Source organism: Methylobacterium sp. GXS13 (genome assembly GCF_001455965.1).
In the GTDB taxonomy this organism is placed as follows: domain Bacteria; phylum Pseudomonadota; class Alphaproteobacteria; order Rhizobiales; family Beijerinckiaceae; genus Methylobacterium.
Genome location: NZ_LKKO01000081.1, coordinates 1 through 17,546, shown reverse-complemented (window position 1 = coordinate 17,546; position 17,546 = coordinate 1). Strand labels below are relative to the sequence as shown.

Below are 17,546 nucleotides of genomic sequence, written 5' to 3'. Positions count from 1 at the left end.
GCGCGCCGCCGGGCCCCCACCACCCCGTGGTGAACGGCCTGCGCATGACCGGCGGCAGCTTCTCGACCCGGTCGAGTTACGCGGTCATGCGCCGGCTCGGCGCGACCGCCCGCGACATGCTGATCCGCGCCGCCGCGGCCCGGCTCAAGGTTCAGGAAGCCGAGCTCACCACCCGCGACGGGGTCGTGATCCACGCGCCGACCGACCGGTCGCTGCCCTACGGCGACTTGGCGGCCGACGCCCTGCTGCTGAAACCGAACGAGGCCGTGCCGCTGCGCGACCCGTCGACCTTCCGGTATATCCGCCAGCCGGTCCCGCGGCTCGACGTGCACGACAAGGCGACGGGACGGGCGGTCTACGCGATCGACCAGAAACTCGACGGCATGCTCTACGCCGCCGTGCAGCACGCGCCGCATCTCGGCACCGAGCCGGAGGCGCTCGCCAACGCGGCCGAGATCCGGGCGATGCCGGGCGTCCATTCGGTGCACCGCCTGCCGGGCGCCGTCGCGGTCGCGGCCGACAGCTGGTGGCGGGCCCGCAAGGCGGTCGAGGCGCTTGGCGTGCGCTGGTCGGCGCCCAAGCCCAGCGGCCTCGACACGGTGGCGGCCGATTTCTCGTCCGACGGGATGGTGGCGGCTCTCAAGGCCGCCACCGATCCGGGCCTCGCGGCCGAGGCGGTGGGGGACACCGCCGACGCCTTCGCCAAGGCCGCCAAGGTCATTGAGGCCGAATACGAGGCGCCCTATCTGGCCCACGCCCAGCTCGAGCCGCCTACGGCGCTCGCGCACTTTGCCGAGGACGGCACGCTGGACCTCTGGCTGCCGAACCAGATGCCCGAGCTGTTCCAGGCCCTGTCCGCCCAGGTGGCCGGCCTGCAGCCCGCCCAGGTGCGGATCCACTCGCCGATGCTGGGCGGCTTCTTCGGCCGCCACTTCGCCTACGGACCCGGCAACCCGTTCCCACAGGCGATCCGCCTCGCGCAGGCGACCCGGCGCCCGGTGAAGGTGATCTGGTCGCGCGAGGAGGAGTTCCGGTCCGACGCCCTGCGTCCGCTCAGCTACAGCCGCTTCCGTGCCGCCCTCGACGCCCGGGGGCGCCCCAGCGCCATCGAGGTCCGCACCGTCGGCGAGGGGCCGATCGGGCGCTATTTCGGCGCGCTGTTCAAGAACCCGATCGATTCGTCCGCCGTGGAGGGGATCGTCGAGAAGCCCTACGCCATCCCGAACCGGCGGATGACCTTCACCAAGCTCGCCCATCCGGTGACGATCGCGTTCTGGCGCTCCGTCGGCCACTCGATGAACGACGCGTTCTACGAGAGCTTCCTCGACGAGATCGCTCAAGGGGGCGGCCAGGACCCGTTCGCCCTGCGCCAGGCACTCCTGAAGGACAGCCCGCGCCATCTGGCGCTGCTGGCGGCGGCCGCGGAGATGTCCGGCGGCTGGCGGCGCGGGCCCTATCCGGCCGAGGGCGGAACGCGGGCTCGGGGTCTGGCCATGGCCTCGCCGTTCGGGTCGGAGACGGTCACGATCGCCGAAGTCTCGGTCGCGGGCGGCGAAGCCCGGGTCCGCACCCTATGGATCGCGTTCGATCCCGGCAGCGTGGTCAACCCGGCGATCGTGCGGGCGCAGGTCGAGTCGGCCGCCGCCCTGGGCCTCTCCTCGGTGCTGTTCGAGCAGATCGTCTACCGTGACGGGGTGCGCCAGTCGCAGAACTTCGACACCTATCCGATCCTGCGCCGGGAGCACATGCCGGCGGTGCACGTGCGCATCGTCGAGAGCGGCGCCCCGATGGGCCGCGACGGCGAGCCGGGCCTGCCCGGCGTGCCGCCCGCCGTGCTGAACGCCATCGCGGCCCTGACCGGCCAGCGCATCCGCGCGCTGCCGATCGCCAACACCAAGCTCTCCGCGGCCTGACGGCGGCGGTTTGCGGGACCGTCCGAGCGCGGGGGGGGGGAGGGGGGCACGCGCCGTCTTGCGCGCCTCCGTGACGGCCGGCACCCGACGGGGTGGCCGGCCTGGAAAAGGAGTCAGCCGATGCTGGATGTGGTCGACCGGACCGAGCGGATCGCAGATCCGTCCGAGGCCGCCCTGACCGCACACAAGGCCGCCGAGGCGCCGCCGACCATCCCGGCGGGTTGGCGGCAGCTCGAAGTGCTGCCGGTCGGCCTCTTCGCCGCGGTGATGGGCCTGACCGGCCTCAGCGTCGCCTGGAGCCTGGCCCAGGCCCGCTACGCCGCGCCGGCCTGGATCGCCGACGTCCTGGGCTGGGCGGCGCTCGCCGCCTTCGTGGCGATCGCGGCGGGCTACGCCGCGAAGGCCGCCATCGCCGCGCAAGCGGTGCGTGCCGAGTTTGTCCATCCGATCGCCGGCAACCTGTTCGGGACGCCCCTGATCAGCCTGCTGCTGCTGCCCATCCCGCTGGCGCGGGCCAACCTCCTCGTCGCGCAGGTCGTGTGGGTCCTGGGCGCCGTCGGCATGACCGTGTTCGCCTGGCTGATCGTGACCCGCTGGCTGAGCGAGCGCCAGCAGGCGGCGCATGCGACACCGGCCTGGATCGTCCCGGTGGTCGGCCTGCTCGACGTGCCGCTCGCCTTGCCGGGGCTGGGCCTGCCGCCGATGCACGCGGTCATGATGTTCGGGCTCGCCGTCGGCCTGTTCTTCGCGGTGCCGCTATTCACGCTGATCCTGTCGCGGCTGCTGTTCGAGGCGCCGCTCCCGGTGGCGCTGCAGCCGGCTTTGCTGATCCTGATCGCGCCGTTCGCGGTCGGGTTCTCGACCTACGTGGCGACAACCGGAACCATCGACCTGTTCGCGGAGGCGCTCTACGCGCTCACGCTGTCCCTGCTGGCGGTGCTGCTGCCCAAGCTCGCCCGCCTCGTTCAGGCCTGCCCGTTCCGGGTCGCCTGGTGGGCGGTGAGCTTCCCCCTCGCCGCCGCGGCGGTCGCGTCCCTGCGCATCGCGACGGCGATGCCGGGCGCGCTCGCCGACGGCACCGCCCTGGCGCTCCTCGCCCTGGCGACGCTGGTGATCCTGTGGCTGCTCGGCCGGACCCTGTTCGGGCTCGCCCGCGGGGAGTTGCGCAGCCTGACCCAGTGAGGGCGGGGCACGCATTCGCGTCACAGGCTACGCCACCACGAAGCCGTGGGCGAACGGGTCGCGGTCGTCGATGAAGATCGTGTTGATCCCGGTCTGGCGCGCCCAGCCGGCCACCGAAGGCACGATCGCGGGCTTGCCGGCCACCGTGGTCGCGGCCTCGAACCGGCCGTGGAACAGCGAGCCGATGATCGATTCGTGGACGAAAGCGTCGCCGACGGAGAGTTTGCCCTTGGCGGCGAGCTGCGCCATCCGGGCCGAGGTGCCGGTGCCGCAGGGCGAGCGGTCGATCGCCTTGTCGCCGTAGAACACGGCGTTGCGGGCCTGGGCCTCGGGGTGACGCGGCGCGCCGGTCCAGAGGATGTGGGACAGGCCCCGGATCTCCGGATGCTCCGGGTGGACGAAGTCGTATTGGGCGTTGAGCGCCGCCCGCAGGCGCGGCGACAGGGCGATGAGCGCGCCGGCGGAATGGTCCGCCATGTCCCGGAAGCTCTTCTGCGGCTCGACGATGGCGTAGAAGTTGCCGCCATAGGCGACATCCACCACGATCTCGCCGAAGCCCTCGACCTGCGCGGTCAGCCCCTCGGCATGGAGGAAACCCGGCACGTTGCGCAGCCGCACCTCCTCCACGAAGCGGCCCTCCTGCCGGTAGGTGACATCCACCTTGCCGGCCGGCGCGTCGATGGCGAGCTTGCCCGGTTCGCGCGGGGTGACCAGGCCGTTCTCGATCGCCATGGTGACCGTGCCGATCGTCCCGTGGCCGCACATCGGCAGGCAGCCGCTGGTCTCGATGAACAGCACCGCCACGTCGCAATCGGGCCGGGTCGGCGGATACAGGATCGCGCCCGACATCATGTCGTGGCCGCGCGGCTCGAACATCAGCCCGGTGCGGATCCAGTCGAAGGCGCGCAGGAAATGGGCGCGCTTCTCCAGCATGGTCTGGCCTTCGAGGATCGGGCCGCCGCCCGAGACCAGGCGGACCGGGTTTCCGCAGGTATGGCCGTCGAGGCAGGAAAAGGTGTGGTTCGCCATCGTGGAAGCCCTATCGGAAGCGCTGGGGCGAGAACGGTGCGAGATCGATCGCCGGCGCCGCGCCGGTGACGAAGGCGTAGCCGAGGCGGGCCGTGCCCGCCGACTGGGTGAGCCCGAGATGGCCGTGCCCGAAGGCGTAGACGACCCGGCGGGTGGACGCGGCATGGCCGATCGCCGGCAGGGAATCGGGTAGCGACGGGCGGGAGCCCATCCAGGGGTGCCCACCCTCGATGTCCAGGCCCGGCAGGAAGCCCTTCGCCTTGCGCAGCATCGCCTCCGAGCGCCGGAAATCCGGCGGCCGGTCGAGGCCCCCGAGCTCCACCGCGCCGCCGACCCGGATGCCGGACGACAGGCGGGTCACCACGAAGCCGTGGCCGCCGAAGGTGATCTGGGTGCGCAGGTCGAAGGCGCCTTCGGGCAGGGTCGTGTTGTAGCCGCGCTCGGTCTCCAGCGGGATCCGCTCGCCGAGGCTGCGGATGATCCGATGCGAGAAGGCCCCGGCCGCGACGACGACCTGCACGGCCTGACGGATCCCGCCTTGCGTCACGAGGGCGACGCCGTCCTCCGTGGGCCGGAGCGCCGTTACGGCGGCGCGCTCGATCGTGCCGCCTTCGGCCCGGAAACGATCGGCCAGGGCGAGCCCGTATGCCTTCGGATCGGCGATCGAGAACCAGCCGGGGGTGAATGTCCCGTGCGTGAACCGCGGCGACAGGCCGGGCTGGAGTGCCGCCATGCCGGCGGCGTCGAGATGCGTGAAGGCGATGCCGTGATCGGCCCGCACCCGCCAGCCGGGCAGGGCGGCCTCGAACTCGGCCTGCCCTTCGTAGACCTGGAGATTGCCGTCCTTGCGCAGCATCGCCCGGGTGCCCGTGGCCGCGAGGAACGGCTCCAATGCGTCCCGCGACAGGTCCATGAGCGCTGTCTGGGCCGCTGTCGCCCGGCGGACGCGCTCGACCGCGTCGGCCCGCCAGAAGCGCAGCATCCAGGGCAGGATCCGCGGGGCGTAGGCCGGCGGCACCGAGAGCGGCCCGAGCGGGTCGAGCAGCCAGCGCGGCGCCTTCCTGAGGATCCCGGGCGAGGCCAGCGGCAGGATGTCGGTGAAGGCGAAGGCCCCGGCATTGCCGGCGCTCGCCCCGGCCACCGGGCCCTCGCGGTCCAGCACCGTGACGGACAGGCCGCGGGTGCGCAGCGCGAGCGCGGCGGACAGGCCGATGATTCCCGCGCCGACGACGACCACGTCGCGCGCCTCGAATGCGGAGGAGCCCATCCTAGCGTGCCGCCGGGAACCGGGGCCCGCCACAGGATCGTCCGGCGCCGCGCCATTCGTCCCTCGGCGCGATCCCGGCCCCGACCGTCCGGGAAAAGATCCTTCGCGCGTCCAGCATGCCGATCATCGTACCTCCGAATGATCGGCGAGCATATTCCAGGCCGCGCGCAGGCATCGCAAGGTCGCTCTCCATCCGGAGACGCCGCATGTCGAGGTCCGCATCCAAGCATGGTTCGATCCCGGCGGCAAAGCCGCCCGGGAAAGACTGTCGCATGCCTGCTCGATGCTCGGATGCGATGTGCACTATCCTTGCGACGCGGCGAGATTCCCGGCTCGCGATGCGTCGCTAACGGCCCGTGGACCACCCGCTTTCCCGGCGCTGCCGCGGGCTGACAAGCGTCCGCAGGCCGGCCCCGTCGGCGCGGACAGGGGGGCCATCTGGCGTCAGCTGGATCGGGCCATGCCCAGAGTGCGGATCTTCGTCAGCATCGGGCGCCAGTTCCGGGTCAGGCGCATTTCCAGGATCGAGCGGACCGTGCGGACCGGGAGGACGATGCTCGCCAGCAGGAACAGGGCGACCGATACGCGCCGTGCCGGCCCGTACCAGCCCGGAAAGGCATTCACGGTGCGAAGGATGCTGGTCCAGCGGATGCGTTTGAGGTCCAGAATATCGCAATAGTTGCTGTAGCGCAGGTAGACGTACATATCGGTCGGATTGCCGATCGCGCGGGAGACGCCCTGGTCGCTCAGCGCCTCCTTCAGGTGGGAAACCCGGTCGGCAAACCGCTTCTGGTGTCGTCGGAGGAGGGAGGGGGTCGGCAGCCGGTCGGTTCCGGACTTGTTCTTGCCGTGCACACGATAGCGGCCCAGCGGCTCGGCCAGGCTGATGATGTCGCCGTAGAACGGCGCGGCCAGCAGCATGACGCCGTCGACCGCCGAATCGTAATGCGCCGTCTCAAGCAGCGCGCACAGATCCCTGTGGAAGACATTGCCCGAGGTCGGCGGCGAGATGTAGGTGCCGGCCTTCTCGACGGATTCGGCGAAGGAGGCGCGGTCGCGGGCATCCGCGAGCTTCGGGAACGTCGAGCCCAGTTCGGTCCCGGTGGCGTCGATCCGAAGAAGCGGGAACTGGATCTTCGCGACGTTCGCGTCGAGATGACGAATGATCGTCTGTATCGAACCCGGTACGAGTTCATCATCTGCATCGAGGAACAATATAAATGGCGCGGATGTCTTGGAGGCGCCGTATCGGCAGGCGCTGACTTGTCCGCCGTTCTGTTTCCGGAAGGCACGGACGTTGAATTTCTGGATCACCTCCCACGAGCGGTCCGTCGATCCGTCGTCGACGACGATGACGTCGCACTGCGACGTATCCTGGAAGAGAACGCTCTCGATCGAATGCCGAACGTAATCCTCGTAATTATAGCAGTTTATTATGATTGCAAGTTTCTCTCCGCCGCATTCCATTGTGCTTGCCCGTGTCAATATCGTTCAGTGCGTTAAAACTGAATCTGGATATATATAGAAGATTGTTATTATCTATGATTATAACTCTCCCGTAAATGCCTCGGCGGTTGAATAAAGTCGGGATTAAAATCAGATCAGTTGCCGTTACGCCGGCTCGTGCATCCGGGCCGGTTTGGCCCGGCCTCCGCGTCTCGAACAAAGTCACCGCGCCTGCCGGGCCGGCGCGCCAGCGTGGTACGGGGCTGGCCGGGGCCGAAGCCTGTGCGTCAGCCGGTTCGTCGAGCCGGTGGCGGACACGTTCTTCCTGCTCGGCCTCATGGTCATCACCGGCGTGGCGTTCCTGTTCGCCGATGAGGTGATCCAACGCCCTGCGGCTCACGGCGTGCAGGTGAGGTCGCCCCCCGGGCATGTGATCTGTGCGGTCAGGTCCTGGATGCGCTGGCGGGTCAGCTGCGTCTTGCAGGTTCCGACGAGCAGCGGCGCGATCGTACCGTTGGCCTCCGGCGTGGTGGTGTCGTAGCCGGTGCGCAGGTTGCATTCGAGGTCGCGGAAGGCGATCCAGACCCGCTGGGCAGCCACGAGATTGTGCCGGCCGGTGCTGTCGAGCTTGTCGCGCAGAGCCGCGTACCGCCGGTTCAGCTCGGCATCGGCCTGGGCGAAATTGTGGGCCGCACAGATATTGGCCTCCGTCTGGTTGGGCGCCTGGGTGCAATCCGCCTCCGCGGCGGAGACGGCGACTGGAACGCCGACCAGGAGACCGAGGGCGGCAGGGCGTAGCATCTTAGTCTCCGCGAGTGGGCTACGGCTCGTCGGCCACCGGAAGATCGCGCCGGTCGCGGAAAGCGTAGAAGCCACCCTCGGCGTCGTACAGGACGTCGAAGCCATTGAGCAGGCGCAGCCCCGTATTCGCGAATGGAAGCGGACGGGTGGTGTTGAGGACGATGCGCCCGGGCGCCAGAGGGGAGTTGGCCTCGCCGCTCGCGATCGCGTAGCCGGCCGCGTCGCCGAACCGGAAGCTCAGGCGCGTTCCGGGCAGGAGCGCGCCATGCCCGTCGAGGCTGCCGGCGACCTGCTCGGGCGGGAGCGTCAGGAACATGCCGGTCACGCCGGTATCGATCAGCGCCCGCCCGCAGGTTCCCGGTGCCCGGCCGTTCACCGTGATGCAGACCGGAACGCCGAGCCAGTCCCCGGCGACCCGCGGATGCGGATCGAGCTTCACGAAGCGGAAGCGCCCCCGCGTATTGGCGTGCGTCAGCCCGACATGCACGCCCCGCCGTGTCACCACGTAGCCGCGATGCACCGCGCCGGGGCCGGGCGGCTCGGCATGGAGCAGCGGATTGGTGTCCGGCGTGCTCTCAGCCTGGCTGTCGTCCTCGCGCCCGAAGCCGATGCCCATCATGGCGACGTGGCCCGGGGCGTCCTCTTGCGTGCAGTTGCGGGCCTTGGCGGTGCAGTCGATGCGCTCGACCGCGAGAACCGGGATCGGCAGCGTCGGGACGCTGGCGCCGTCACCGCCCCACAGGGTCACCGGCACCGTCACCCAGCGGCCGATCATGATTCGCCCGGAACTCGAATAGGTCAGGCGTCCGGGGCGGCCCGGCAGGGTCTCGACATGCGGGATGCGGGCTGCCGACACGACGATGCCGGTCGAACCGGTATCCACCAGCACCGGACGGGGCTCGCCGCCAAAGGACAGGCCGAGGCGCGGGGATTGCGTCATCGCCGAGCCGGGCCTCGGTGCGTTGAGGAACGACAGGAAGAGGCCCCGCCGGTCGTTCTGGTAGCTCGGGCGCTCTGCGGCCGCGGCGGCGGGGGACAGGCCGATCAGCCCGGCACCGAGCAGCATGGTCCGGGTAAGGTGGTGTGGTTTGGCCGGTTTTGTGGTGGCGCAACGCATCGTCGGACTCGGGATCGACCCCGGGAGGATATCATCCGGCACGATCCGAGCCGAGTATCAGGGCCCGGGATCCGCGTGTCTCTGCAATCCTCCCAGCAGAGCCAGGATGCGTCCCAGCAGCACCCGGGCATGAAGCGCGACACCACCACCGGTCCGTTCGGCAGCCTGGTTCGCACACGCCTCGTAGGCTGCGCGTAGGGCGGCAAGCTGGCGCGCGCGCAGCACGGGATCGTCGGAGCCCATGAGCGACCTCCCCGACAGGCTGGTGTCTGCGGTGCGTCCCCGCGGACATGCCTCCTCAACCACCCTTAGTCGGGGAGTTGGAAAACCGTGTTTGAACGGTCCCTACGACCTTTAGTGCCGGAACACCTGGACATGCGCCGCAGGCTCCCCGACCGCGCGGTCAAGGATACAGGTGCCCTCGCGGTCGGCACCAAACCGTCAAACAAGAGGTTTCCACGCCCCAGAGCGGCACGTACCGCCCCGGGCAGGCGGTTAGCCCATTCTAGGAAGCAAATCCAGGCCGACGCCAGCGCCGAGCCGAGATCGTCTGGGGATAGTCCGGAAACGTACGGATGGCCGGTCAGTGAATAAATTGCCGGAATTTGTGTTAAAAACCATTAACCCTGACGCGGTAGGCCGCTGAACAAGCCTGCCACCTCCGACTTATGCTTTCGTGCATCACGGCGTCTGAGGTGCAATCACGATGAACTCTTATTCGATCTTTCTTCGCGACCGCGCGCAGGCCCACGAAGACCATCCGCGGCTCCTGGCCTACGAGATCCCGGATCAGCTCGCGGCGCAGACATTGGTCTCGGGGATCGCCGCCTCTTACCGGGAGCACGGCTTCAATCCGGCCACGCGGGTGCACTGGTTTCGGGACGGCGACAGCATACACGAGATCTACGCGTGGCCGCACCCGTAACGGCCGGCTCAGGTGCCGCAGAACGTCCGGTAGCCAACGCCGCCACCCTCGGGCGCCTCGGCATAGCGAACCATGGCGGGCTGGTCGTCGTAAGGGCGGGACAGCACCGTCAGGAGTTCCTCGAACGGCGCGAAGTCGTCGCGCTCCACCGCCGCCGCGATCATCGCCTCGACGCGATGGTTGCGCGGAATGAAGGCCGGATTGACCCGTCGCATCGCGGCTTCCGTCGCGGCGGAATCGCGGGCCTCCTGGGCGAGGCGCGGGCGCCAGCTTTGGGCCCAGGCATCGTAGGCGGTCGGATCGACGAACAGGTCGCGGACGGCTGCGTCGGCTTCTGGGTGCGCAGACGCAGCGCATAGGGCCCGGAAGGTGCGGGTGAAGTCGGCTTGGTTCTCGGCCATCCGCTTCAGGAGGTCGCCCGCCAGCGCCGGGTCTCCGTCCCGGACCTCGGTGAGGCCGAGCTTGGCGTTGAGGCCCGCGTGGTAGGCGGTCTCGAAGCGTGGCCCGTAGCCGACGGCCGCCGCCTCGGCCTCGGCGACCGCCTCGGTCTCGTCGGCGGCCAGCAACGGCAGCAGGGTCTCGGCGAGGCGCGTCAGGTTCCACAGCGCGATGCGCGGCTGCTCGCCGTAGGCGTAGCGTCCGTGCTGGTCGATGGAACTGAAGACCGTCCGGGGATCGTAGACGTCCAGGAAGGCGCAGGGGCCGTAATCGATCGTCTCGCCGGCGACCGACATGTTGTCGGTGTTCATCACCCCGTGGACGAACCCGACCAGCAGCCAACGCGCCACCAGCTCGGACTGGCGGGCGACGACGCCTTCGAGCAGTGCCCGGTAGGGCTTCTCCACACCGACCGCCTCGGGATAGTGACGGGCGATCACGTGATCGGCGAGCGCCCGCAGGCCCTCGATATCGCCCCGGACGGCGAAGAACTGGAAGGTGCCGACTCGGATATGGCTCGACGCCACGCGGGTCAGCACGGCGCCGGGCAGAAGGGTTTCGCGCACCACCGGCTCGCCCGTCGCGACGGCGGCGAGCGCCCGGGTGGTCGGGATGCCGAGGGCCGCCATGGCCTCACTGACGAGGTACTCGCGGAGCACCGGCCCGAGCGCGGCGCGGCCGTCTCCCCGCCGGGAGAACGGCGTCGGGCCGGATCCTTTGAGCTGGATGTCGCGGCGCTGTCCCACCCGGTCGATCACCTCGCCGAGCAGGATCGCCCGACCGTCGCCGAGTTGCGGCACGAATTGGCCGAACTGGTGCCCGGCATAGGCCGCCGCCAGCGGGGTCGCCCCCGCGGGAATCTGGTTTCCAGCCAGCGCCGCCACCCCATCCGGGCCAGCGAGCCAGTCCGGATCGAGGCCGAGGCTCTCGGCGAGCGACCGGTTCAGCCGGATCAGGCGGGGCGCTGCCACGGGCGTGGGTGCGCGTGGGGCGTAGAAACGCTCCGGCAGGCGGGCATAGCTGTTGTCGAAGGGGATCGGGCTCATCGATGGCATCTATGAACGCGCTCGGCGGCCAGCAAGCGCGTTCAGGCCGCGCGGCGTTCCACCGGGTGCCATCAGGCCCGCGCAGTCATGGCACCGAACATCCGGCCGGTTTTGCGACCGAACGGCCGGCGCGCGCGTTCGCTCCAGGCATCCGGCGGTCTGCATCCCGTCCGGCCCCGTCGATCCGCACTGTGGCAGGCAGGTCTCAGAATGGCTCTTCTGGACGAAAACATCCGGGTACGGCCGACCGCATGCTTGTAAGACTTGTCCTCACGGGCGATGCCGCTGCCATGGCTCTGCGCGGACCCGTATCGATCTTGCCGAGGCCCGTATCGCGGGCGGTGCTGCACGGCTGCAAGACCCGCGACCGGGTGCACACGGTCGGTCGTCAGCCCTGTCTGGCCCCGCAGGAGGCCTTCGCGCGGTCACGCGAGCCGGGCAAGCCATGAGGGCCGCGGCGGCAATCCTCCCCGGGGGCGGCGAGCTCGGCGCGATCGTCCGGGCTTATGACTGGGCGACCACGCCGCTCGGCCCGATCACCGGCTGGTCTCAGAGCCTGCGCTCCGCCGTCAGCACCGTGCTGCTGTCGCCGGTGCCGATCGTGCTGCTCTGGGGGCCGGACGGCATCATGATCTACAACGATGCCTACTCGGCTTTTGCGGGTGGGCGGCACCCGCAACTGCTCGGCTCGAAGGTCCGCGAGGGCTGGCCCGAGGTGGCCGATTTCAACGACAACGTCATGCGGGTGGGGCTCGCCGGCGGCACGTTGTCCTACAAGGACCAGGAACTCACCCTGCACCGCTACGGCCGGCCCGAGCAGGTCTGGATGAACCTCGATTACTCGCCGGTGCTCGACGAGTCCGGGCAGCCGGCCGGAGTCATCGCGGTCGTGGTCGAGACTACCGAGCGGGTGCTGGCCGAGCAGCAACTGAAGGCGAGCCAGGCGCTCGCGCAGCTCTATGCCGACCGCATCCAGCTCGCCCTTTCGGCCGGCGCGATCATCGGCACCTGGGTGTGGGATCTGCCTGCCGACGAGTTCACCGTGGACGAGGGGTTCGCCCGCAGCTTCGGCCTCGATCCGGCCCTCGGGCGGGTCGGGCTCAGCCTGGAGCAGGTGATCGGCACGGTCCATCCCGAGGATCGCCAGGGGCTGATCGCGGCGATCAACGAGGTGATCGCCCGCGGCGGCGCCTACGCGCACCAGTACCGGGTGCGGCGCATCGACGGGAAGTATTACTGGATCGAGGCGAACGGCCGGGTCGATCTCGGGCCGGATGGGACGCCGCTGAGCTTCCCGGGGGTGCTGATCGACGTCGAGGATCGCCGGGCCGTCGAGGCCGAGCGCGACCGCGCCATCATGATGCTGCGTACCCTGACCGACACGCTGGAGCAGCGGGTCGCCGAGCGGACCAGCGAGCTGATGCGGACCGAGGACGCCCTGCGCCAGTCGCAGAAGATGGAGGCGGTCGGCCAGCTCACGGGCGGCGTGGCGCACGATTTCAACAACCTGCTGACGATCATCCGGTCGTCCGTGGACTTCCTGCGCCGGCCCGACCTCCCGGAGGCACGCAAGGCCCGCTACCTCGATGCCGTCTCCGACACCGTGGACCGGGCCGCCAAACTCACCGGCCAGCTCCTCGCCTTCGCCCGACGCCAGGCGCTGAAGCCCGAGGTGTTCCATGTCGGCCAGAAGGTCCGCGGGATCGCCGATATGCTCGACACGGTGATCGGCGCCCGGGTCCGTGTGATCGCCGAGGTGCCCGACGCGCCCTGCTACATCCGGGCCGATGTCAGCCAGTTCGAGACCGCCCTGGTCAACATGGCGGTCAACGCCCGGGACGCCATGAACGGGGAAGGCACGCTGACCCTGCGGCTGGCCAGCGGGCGCACCATGCCGGCGATCCGCGGCCATGCCGGGGCGGAAACCGCCTTCGCGGCGGTGTCGCTTACCGATACCGGCGCGGGGATCTCGGAGGCCGACCTCGGCCGCCTGTTCGAGCCGTTCTTCACCACGAAGGAGGTCGGCAAGGGGACCGGCCTCGGCCTGTCCCAGGTGTTCGGCTTCGCCAAGCAATCGGGCGGCAACGTCGACGTGACCAGCGCCCCGGGGCAGGGGGCGACCTTCACTCTGTATCTCCCGCAGGTCGAGGTCGATCGCGGGATCGACGAGGCCGACGGCACCGCGGCGCCGCTCCCGCCGCTCGGCGCGGGGCAGCGGGTGCTGGTGGTCGAGGACAATGTCGAGGTCGGCCGGTTCGCCACCCAGATTCTGCAGGATCTCGGCTACGAGACCGTCTGGGCGGTCAATGCCGAAGCGGCGCTCGACCGGCTCGGCCAGGATGGCGGCGGCTTCGAGGTGGTGTTCTCGGACGTGGTCATGCCCGGGATGGGCGGCCTGGCGCTGGCCCAGGAGCTGGCGCGCCGTCTACCTGACCTGCCGGTGCTGCTGACCTCGGGCTACAGCCACGTCCTGGCCCAGGAGGGCACCCACGGTTTCGAACTGCTGCACAAGCCCTATTCTGCCGACCAGCTCGGGCGCGTGCTGAGCCGGGTCGTCGGACGGCCGGCGCCGGCCTCGGTCGAGTGAGGGCTCGGTCCTACGCCGCCGGCTGCACCGTGCCGGCGCCCGGGGTGCCGCAGGCGTGGCAGAATCGCTCGAAGGTGCTCTTGCGCTGCGTGCAGGCCGGGCAATCCTCGAACAGGCCGAGCCCGCAATGGGGGCAGAAATTCGTGTTCGGATCGCCGAGAGCGACCGGCCGCTCGCAGCCGGGGCAGACCTTCTTGGCGAGCCGCGCCAGGGCCTGGTCGGTGGCGATCTCGGTGCGCCGCTCCTCGTTGGGCCGCGCCTCGACCTGTGCCTGCCGCGCCCGGTAGGCGTGCAGGGCGTTGATCGCCGCCCGCCCGCCGACCAGCGTCACGAGCACGCCGACGCCGTACTGCACGTAGCCGCCGTAGCTCGGCATGTACGGGACCAGCTCGACGAAGAACGCGAAGGTGGCGGCGAACGCGAAGCCCCAGACGAACGGCCAGTTGCGCGTGTGCCGCCGCTTCAGCAGCAGCCATCCGGCCAGGACGAGCAGCGGCAGGGTCAGGGCGAGCCGGTAGCCGAACACCCGCAGCTCCTGGCCGCGCTCGGCCGCGTCGAGTTTCTGCTGAGCATCCGCGCGCAGGGCGCTGTCCGTGCGGCCCTGCTCCTGCTCGCGCTCGGATAGCGCGGCCTGCGCCTGGGCCTGCGCGGTCAGCCGGTCCTCGACCGCCCGTTCGGCATCCTTGAGCGCGTCGAGCTGCTTCGTGCGCGCGATCAGGCCGGGATCCTGGTCGACCCGCTGGGTCGCGTCCCGCGTCTTCAGCCAATTGGCAAACGTCTCCCGGGCGCCCTCGGTCGCCCCCTGGGCTGCTTCGAGCGCCAGCTGGTCCTGCTCGATCCGGCGTCTCGTGTCGTCCATCTCCCGGCGGATCTGTTTGAGCGTCTCGGTCGAGGCCCGGGCCTGGTCGGATTCGAGGAACTGCTCGAGGGTGTAGCGCTGCTCCACCTGCGGCAGGTCGCCGACGACCAGAGAGCCAAGCCCGATCAGGAACCACGCGAACAGCAGCGCGACGAGCCAGAGGGCGGCGTTGAACCAGCGCTCGGACAAACGGGACCCTGCACGCACGCCATCGACTCCACAGACCCGGTGATCGCAAGCTCTAGCATAAGCCGGTCATCGCCGAACGGGATCAAGGGGGGTAGCCGCCTCAGCGGGCCGGTGCGGCCCTCGGCGCGGACGCCACGGCGCGCGCCCGGCCCGGCACGAGCGACAGCCCGGCCGAGATCAGGGCGAACAGGATCAGCGGCGTGAGGGCCAGGGTGAAGCTGCCGGTGGCGTCCTTGATCGCACCGATCAGGTAGGGTCCGAGGAAGCCGCCGAGATTGCCGACCGCGTTGATCGCCGCGATGCTGGCGGCGGCCGCGGCCGGCGGCAGTTCCTCGGTGGCCAGGGCCCAGAACGGTCCCTTCAGCATGTAGACGCCGACCGCCGCCACGGTCAGCGCGCCGACCAGCGGCAGGATGCCGGACAGGACCGTTCCCCCGGCGAGGCCGGCCGCCAGGACGAGGAACGGGATCGCCAGGTGCCAGCGCCGTTCGCCGACCTTGTCGCTGTGCCGGCCCCACAGGATCATCGCCACGGAGGCGACGCCGTAGGGGACGCTGTTCAGCAGGCCGGTCTCGAAGTTCGTCAGGCCGTAGCTCTTGACGATCTGCGGCGTCCAGAAGGTCAGGCCGTAGCTGCTGGCGGTCGAGCCGAAATAGATCGCCGCGAACAGGATCAGCCGCCGGTCGCGCAGCATGGTCCCGAGCGAGGGCGAGCCCGTCCCGCCGGTGCGGGCGGCATTGCGGGCCGATTCCTCCCGCAGGCGCCCCTCCAGCCAGTCCCGCTCGGCTTCGGGCAGCCACGCCGCGTGCCGCGGCCCATCGGGCAGGAACCACAGCACGGCGCCGGCCATCAGGACGGCGGGCAGGCCCTCCAGGATGAACAGCCATTGCCAGCCGGCGAGCCCCCATCCGTTGAGGCCGAGCAGCGCCCCGGAGATCGGCGAGCCCAGGAACGACGAGATCGGGATCGAGATCATGAAGATGCCGACGATCCGGGCCCGGTAGGCCGAGGGAAACCAATAGGTCAGGTACAGGATCACGCCGGGGAAGAACCCGGCCTCGGCCACCCCCAGCAGGAAGCGCAGGGCGATGAAAGACCATGGCCCCTGCACCAGCGCCATGGCCATGGAGATGACGCCCCAGGTCGCCATGATCCGGGCGATCCAGAGCCGCGCCCCGAAGCGCTCCAGCATCAGGTTGCTGGGCACCTCCATCAGGAAATAGCCGAGGAAGAAGATGCCGGCGCCCCAACCGAACAGCGTCGCGGTCAGCCCGACATCGTGATTCATCTGGATGGCGGCGAAGCCGACATTCACCCGGTCCAGGAAGGACACGAAGTAGGCGAGGATCAGGAACGGTACGAGCCGCCACCCGATGCGGCGCATCGCCGACCGTTCGATCTCAGACTCGGCCATGGTGATCCTCCTCGTCGGCGGCCGTCTCCGGGCCGCTCACGGGTGAGAGCGCAGGCTCCGGGCACGCCGGTTCGGCGATCCGGCGACGACGGTTTCGATGTCGGAGAGGCAGGCGGCTGCGCGGATCGGGCCGAACATGGCGGCGCGGTCAACCGTGCCGGGATCGGTTCCGGACGGCATCAGAGGGTCGCCGCGGCGCATCGCGTGCGGTTCATCTCGGGTTTCCTCGCGGCCGGTCGGTTCGAATGCCGATCCTGGCCAGCCGATCTACCGCGAAAGCCCGATGATCGGAAGTCTTCACCCGGTGAGGACTTCCGATTTGTCGCTCGTTTCTGGACCGCGTGTGATCCTACGCGGGCTTGCGGGCTCGGGCGGGCTTTGCCGATGCCTCGACGGCCTCAACGGGCCCGGCGGCCTTATGGGCCGGCTTCCGGCGCTTGTGGCCGAGCCCCGCGGTCCGGGCGAATTCGGCGCGCATGGCCGAGTAGTTGGCTGCTGTCGTCGGGTAGTCGTGCGGCAGCCCGAAGCGCTCCCGGTACGTCTCGATGGTCAGGCCGTGCCCGGTGAGGTGCCGCTTCAGCGTCTTGTACGGCTTGCCGTCGATGAAGCTGATCAGCGCATCCGGGGTGATCGATTTCCGGACCTGGCCGGGGGTGAGCTTCTTGGCTTCCGGCTCGACTGGCGCGCCGGCCTGGCCCAGGCCGGTCAGCGCCTCGTGAACACGCGACAGCAGGGTCGGCAGTTCGAGTGTCGGTACGGAGTTGTTGGAGACGTAAGCGGACACGATGTCGGCGGTCAGAGCGATGACATCGACTTGGTCGTCTTGAGGAAACGCGGTGTCGTCTTCCATGGTCGGCTCTCGATGGACAATTGCGCGATCAACGTCGCTCTATCTGCCACCAGTCAAGCGCCTATTCGAGCAAAAACAAGTGATCGCATCTGTTGTTGGCCGAGGTATCTGTTGAATACCAGCATAAAGTGATGATCTTGCCACATCGGTTGCGGCGGGGCGGAGTTCGGCGCCCATACGCGGAACGCTTGCCTCCGGCCCCTGCGGGAAGTGGCAGTCCCGGCATGCGAGGAGCCTGGGGCCGAATGCGGGGTGACGCTGTTCAGAGAGTCTTAACCATCCCGTGGTCTCTCGAAGCGTCGCTCCGGCTTCGAGGGGTAGGAAGCCGAACGGCAGGCGGGCCGAGCCTTGCCCTTCAAGCTCGGCCCCCGCCCTCCCGCTCAGGCGCTGGCAGCCCGCCCGCGCGGCGGCGGGAGCGCACCCCGCTTGACCGGCGGGTGGACCGCCCGCCGCGGTGGGGCCGGCGGCGTGGGGTCCCCGGCG

At 69.7% G+C, this 17,546-nt stretch carries 14 protein-coding genes; 5 read left to right on the top strand and 9 right to left on the bottom strand.

The annotated features are described in order from the left end of the window. Together AO398_RS24820 and AO398_RS24815 are read left to right on the top strand one after the other, a co-directional pair. The coding region (locus tag AO398_RS24820; protein WP_058194843.1) for a molybdopterin cofactor-binding domain-containing protein at nucleotides 1–1,913 on the top strand (1,913 nt) is incomplete at its 5' end. A gap of 120 nt (nucleotides 1,914–2,033) precedes the next feature. Then, nucleotides 2,034–3,095 carry an SLAC1 anion channel family protein gene (locus AO398_RS24815; RefSeq protein ID WP_058194842.1) on the top strand — a complete coding sequence of 354 codons (1,062 nt, stop codon included), beginning with the start codon at nucleotides 2,034–2,036 and terminating at the stop codon, nucleotides 3,093–3,095. 27 nt (nucleotides 3,096–3,122) lie between these two features. Here the strand turns inward: AO398_RS24815 and AO398_RS24810 are convergent, their stop codons facing one another. The 5 genes from AO398_RS24810 to AO398_RS24785 form a co-directional block, all read right to left on the bottom strand. Further along, a complete protein-coding gene (locus AO398_RS24810) occupies nucleotides 3,123–4,124 on the bottom strand; it encodes a 4-hydroxyproline epimerase (protein WP_058194841.1) in 1,002 nt (333 codons plus the stop codon). A 10-nt stretch (nucleotides 4,125–4,134) separates the two neighbouring features. Further along, entirely contained in the window at nucleotides 4,135–5,391 is a 1,257-nt protein-coding gene (locus AO398_RS24805; RefSeq protein WP_058194840.1) for an FAD-dependent oxidoreductase, read from the bottom strand. 444 nt (nucleotides 5,392–5,835) lie between these two features. Next, nucleotides 5,836–6,858, bottom strand: coding sequence for a glycosyltransferase family A protein (locus tag AO398_RS24795; protein ID WP_058194838.1), 1,023 nt, complete (start codon nucleotides 6,856–6,858; stop codon nucleotides 5,836–5,838). 375 nt (nucleotides 6,859–7,233) lie between these two features. After that, nucleotides 7,234–7,638 (bottom strand): lysozyme inhibitor LprI family protein, encoded by a 405-nt coding sequence (locus AO398_RS24790; protein ID WP_058194837.1) that lies wholly within the window; start codon nucleotides 7,636–7,638, stop codon nucleotides 7,234–7,236. Nucleotides 7,639–7,657: 19 nt separating this feature from the next. After that, on the bottom strand, nucleotides 7,658–8,755 hold the full coding sequence (locus AO398_RS24785; protein ID WP_058194836.1) for a hypothetical protein: 1,098 nt from the start codon (nucleotides 8,753–8,755) through the stop codon (nucleotides 7,658–7,660). A 75-nt stretch (nucleotides 8,756–8,830) separates the two neighbouring features. Here AO398_RS24785 and AO398_RS29760 point away from each other — a divergent pair, with 75 nt between their 5' ends. Continuing rightward, nucleotides 8,831–8,953, top strand: a complete 123-nt coding sequence (locus tag AO398_RS29760; RefSeq protein WP_280139153.1) for a hypothetical protein — start codon at nucleotides 8,831–8,833, stop codon at nucleotides 8,951–8,953. A 508-nt stretch (nucleotides 8,954–9,461) separates the two neighbouring features. Next, a complete protein-coding gene (locus AO398_RS24780; protein ID WP_058194835.1) occupies nucleotides 9,462–9,680 on the top strand; it encodes a hypothetical protein in 219 nt (72 codons plus the stop codon). A gap of 8 nt (nucleotides 9,681–9,688) precedes the next feature. Here the strand turns inward: AO398_RS24780 and AO398_RS24775 are convergent, their stop codons facing one another. Continuing rightward, on the bottom strand, nucleotides 9,689–11,164 hold the full coding sequence (locus AO398_RS24775) for a protein adenylyltransferase SelO (protein ID WP_058194834.1): 1,476 nt from the start codon (nucleotides 11,162–11,164) through the stop codon (nucleotides 9,689–9,691). Nucleotides 11,165–11,609: 445 nt separating this feature from the next. Here AO398_RS24775 and AO398_RS24770 point away from each other — a divergent pair, with 445 nt between their 5' ends. After that, nucleotides 11,610–13,751 (top strand): ATP-binding protein, encoded by a 2,142-nt coding sequence (locus AO398_RS24770; RefSeq protein ID WP_058194833.1) that lies wholly within the window; start codon nucleotides 11,610–11,612, stop codon nucleotides 13,749–13,751. Nucleotides 13,752–13,761: 10 nt separating this feature from the next. Here AO398_RS24770 and AO398_RS24765 read toward each other — a convergent pair whose 3' ends face one another. The 3 genes from AO398_RS24765 to AO398_RS24755 all read right to left on the bottom strand — a co-directional run bounded on the left by AO398_RS24765 (nucleotide 13,762) and on the right by AO398_RS24755 (nucleotide 17,063). Beyond that, complete coding sequence (locus tag AO398_RS24765; RefSeq protein WP_058194832.1) at nucleotides 13,762–14,817, bottom strand: zinc ribbon domain-containing protein; 1,056 nt, start codon at nucleotides 14,815–14,817, stop codon at nucleotides 13,762–13,764. Nucleotides 14,818–14,899: 82 nt separating this feature from the next. Next, the gene (locus tag AO398_RS24760; protein ID WP_058194831.1) at nucleotides 14,900–16,213 is read right to left on the bottom strand and encodes an MFS transporter; all 1,314 of its coding nucleotides are present in this window, start codon (nucleotides 16,211–16,213) and stop codon (nucleotides 14,900–14,902) included. A gap of 349 nt (nucleotides 16,214–16,562) precedes the next feature. Then, nucleotides 16,563–17,063, bottom strand: a complete 501-nt coding sequence (locus tag AO398_RS24755) for a MucR family transcriptional regulator (RefSeq protein WP_058194830.1) — start codon at nucleotides 17,061–17,063, stop codon at nucleotides 16,563–16,565. Nucleotides 17,064–17,546: the final 483 nt, after the last annotated feature.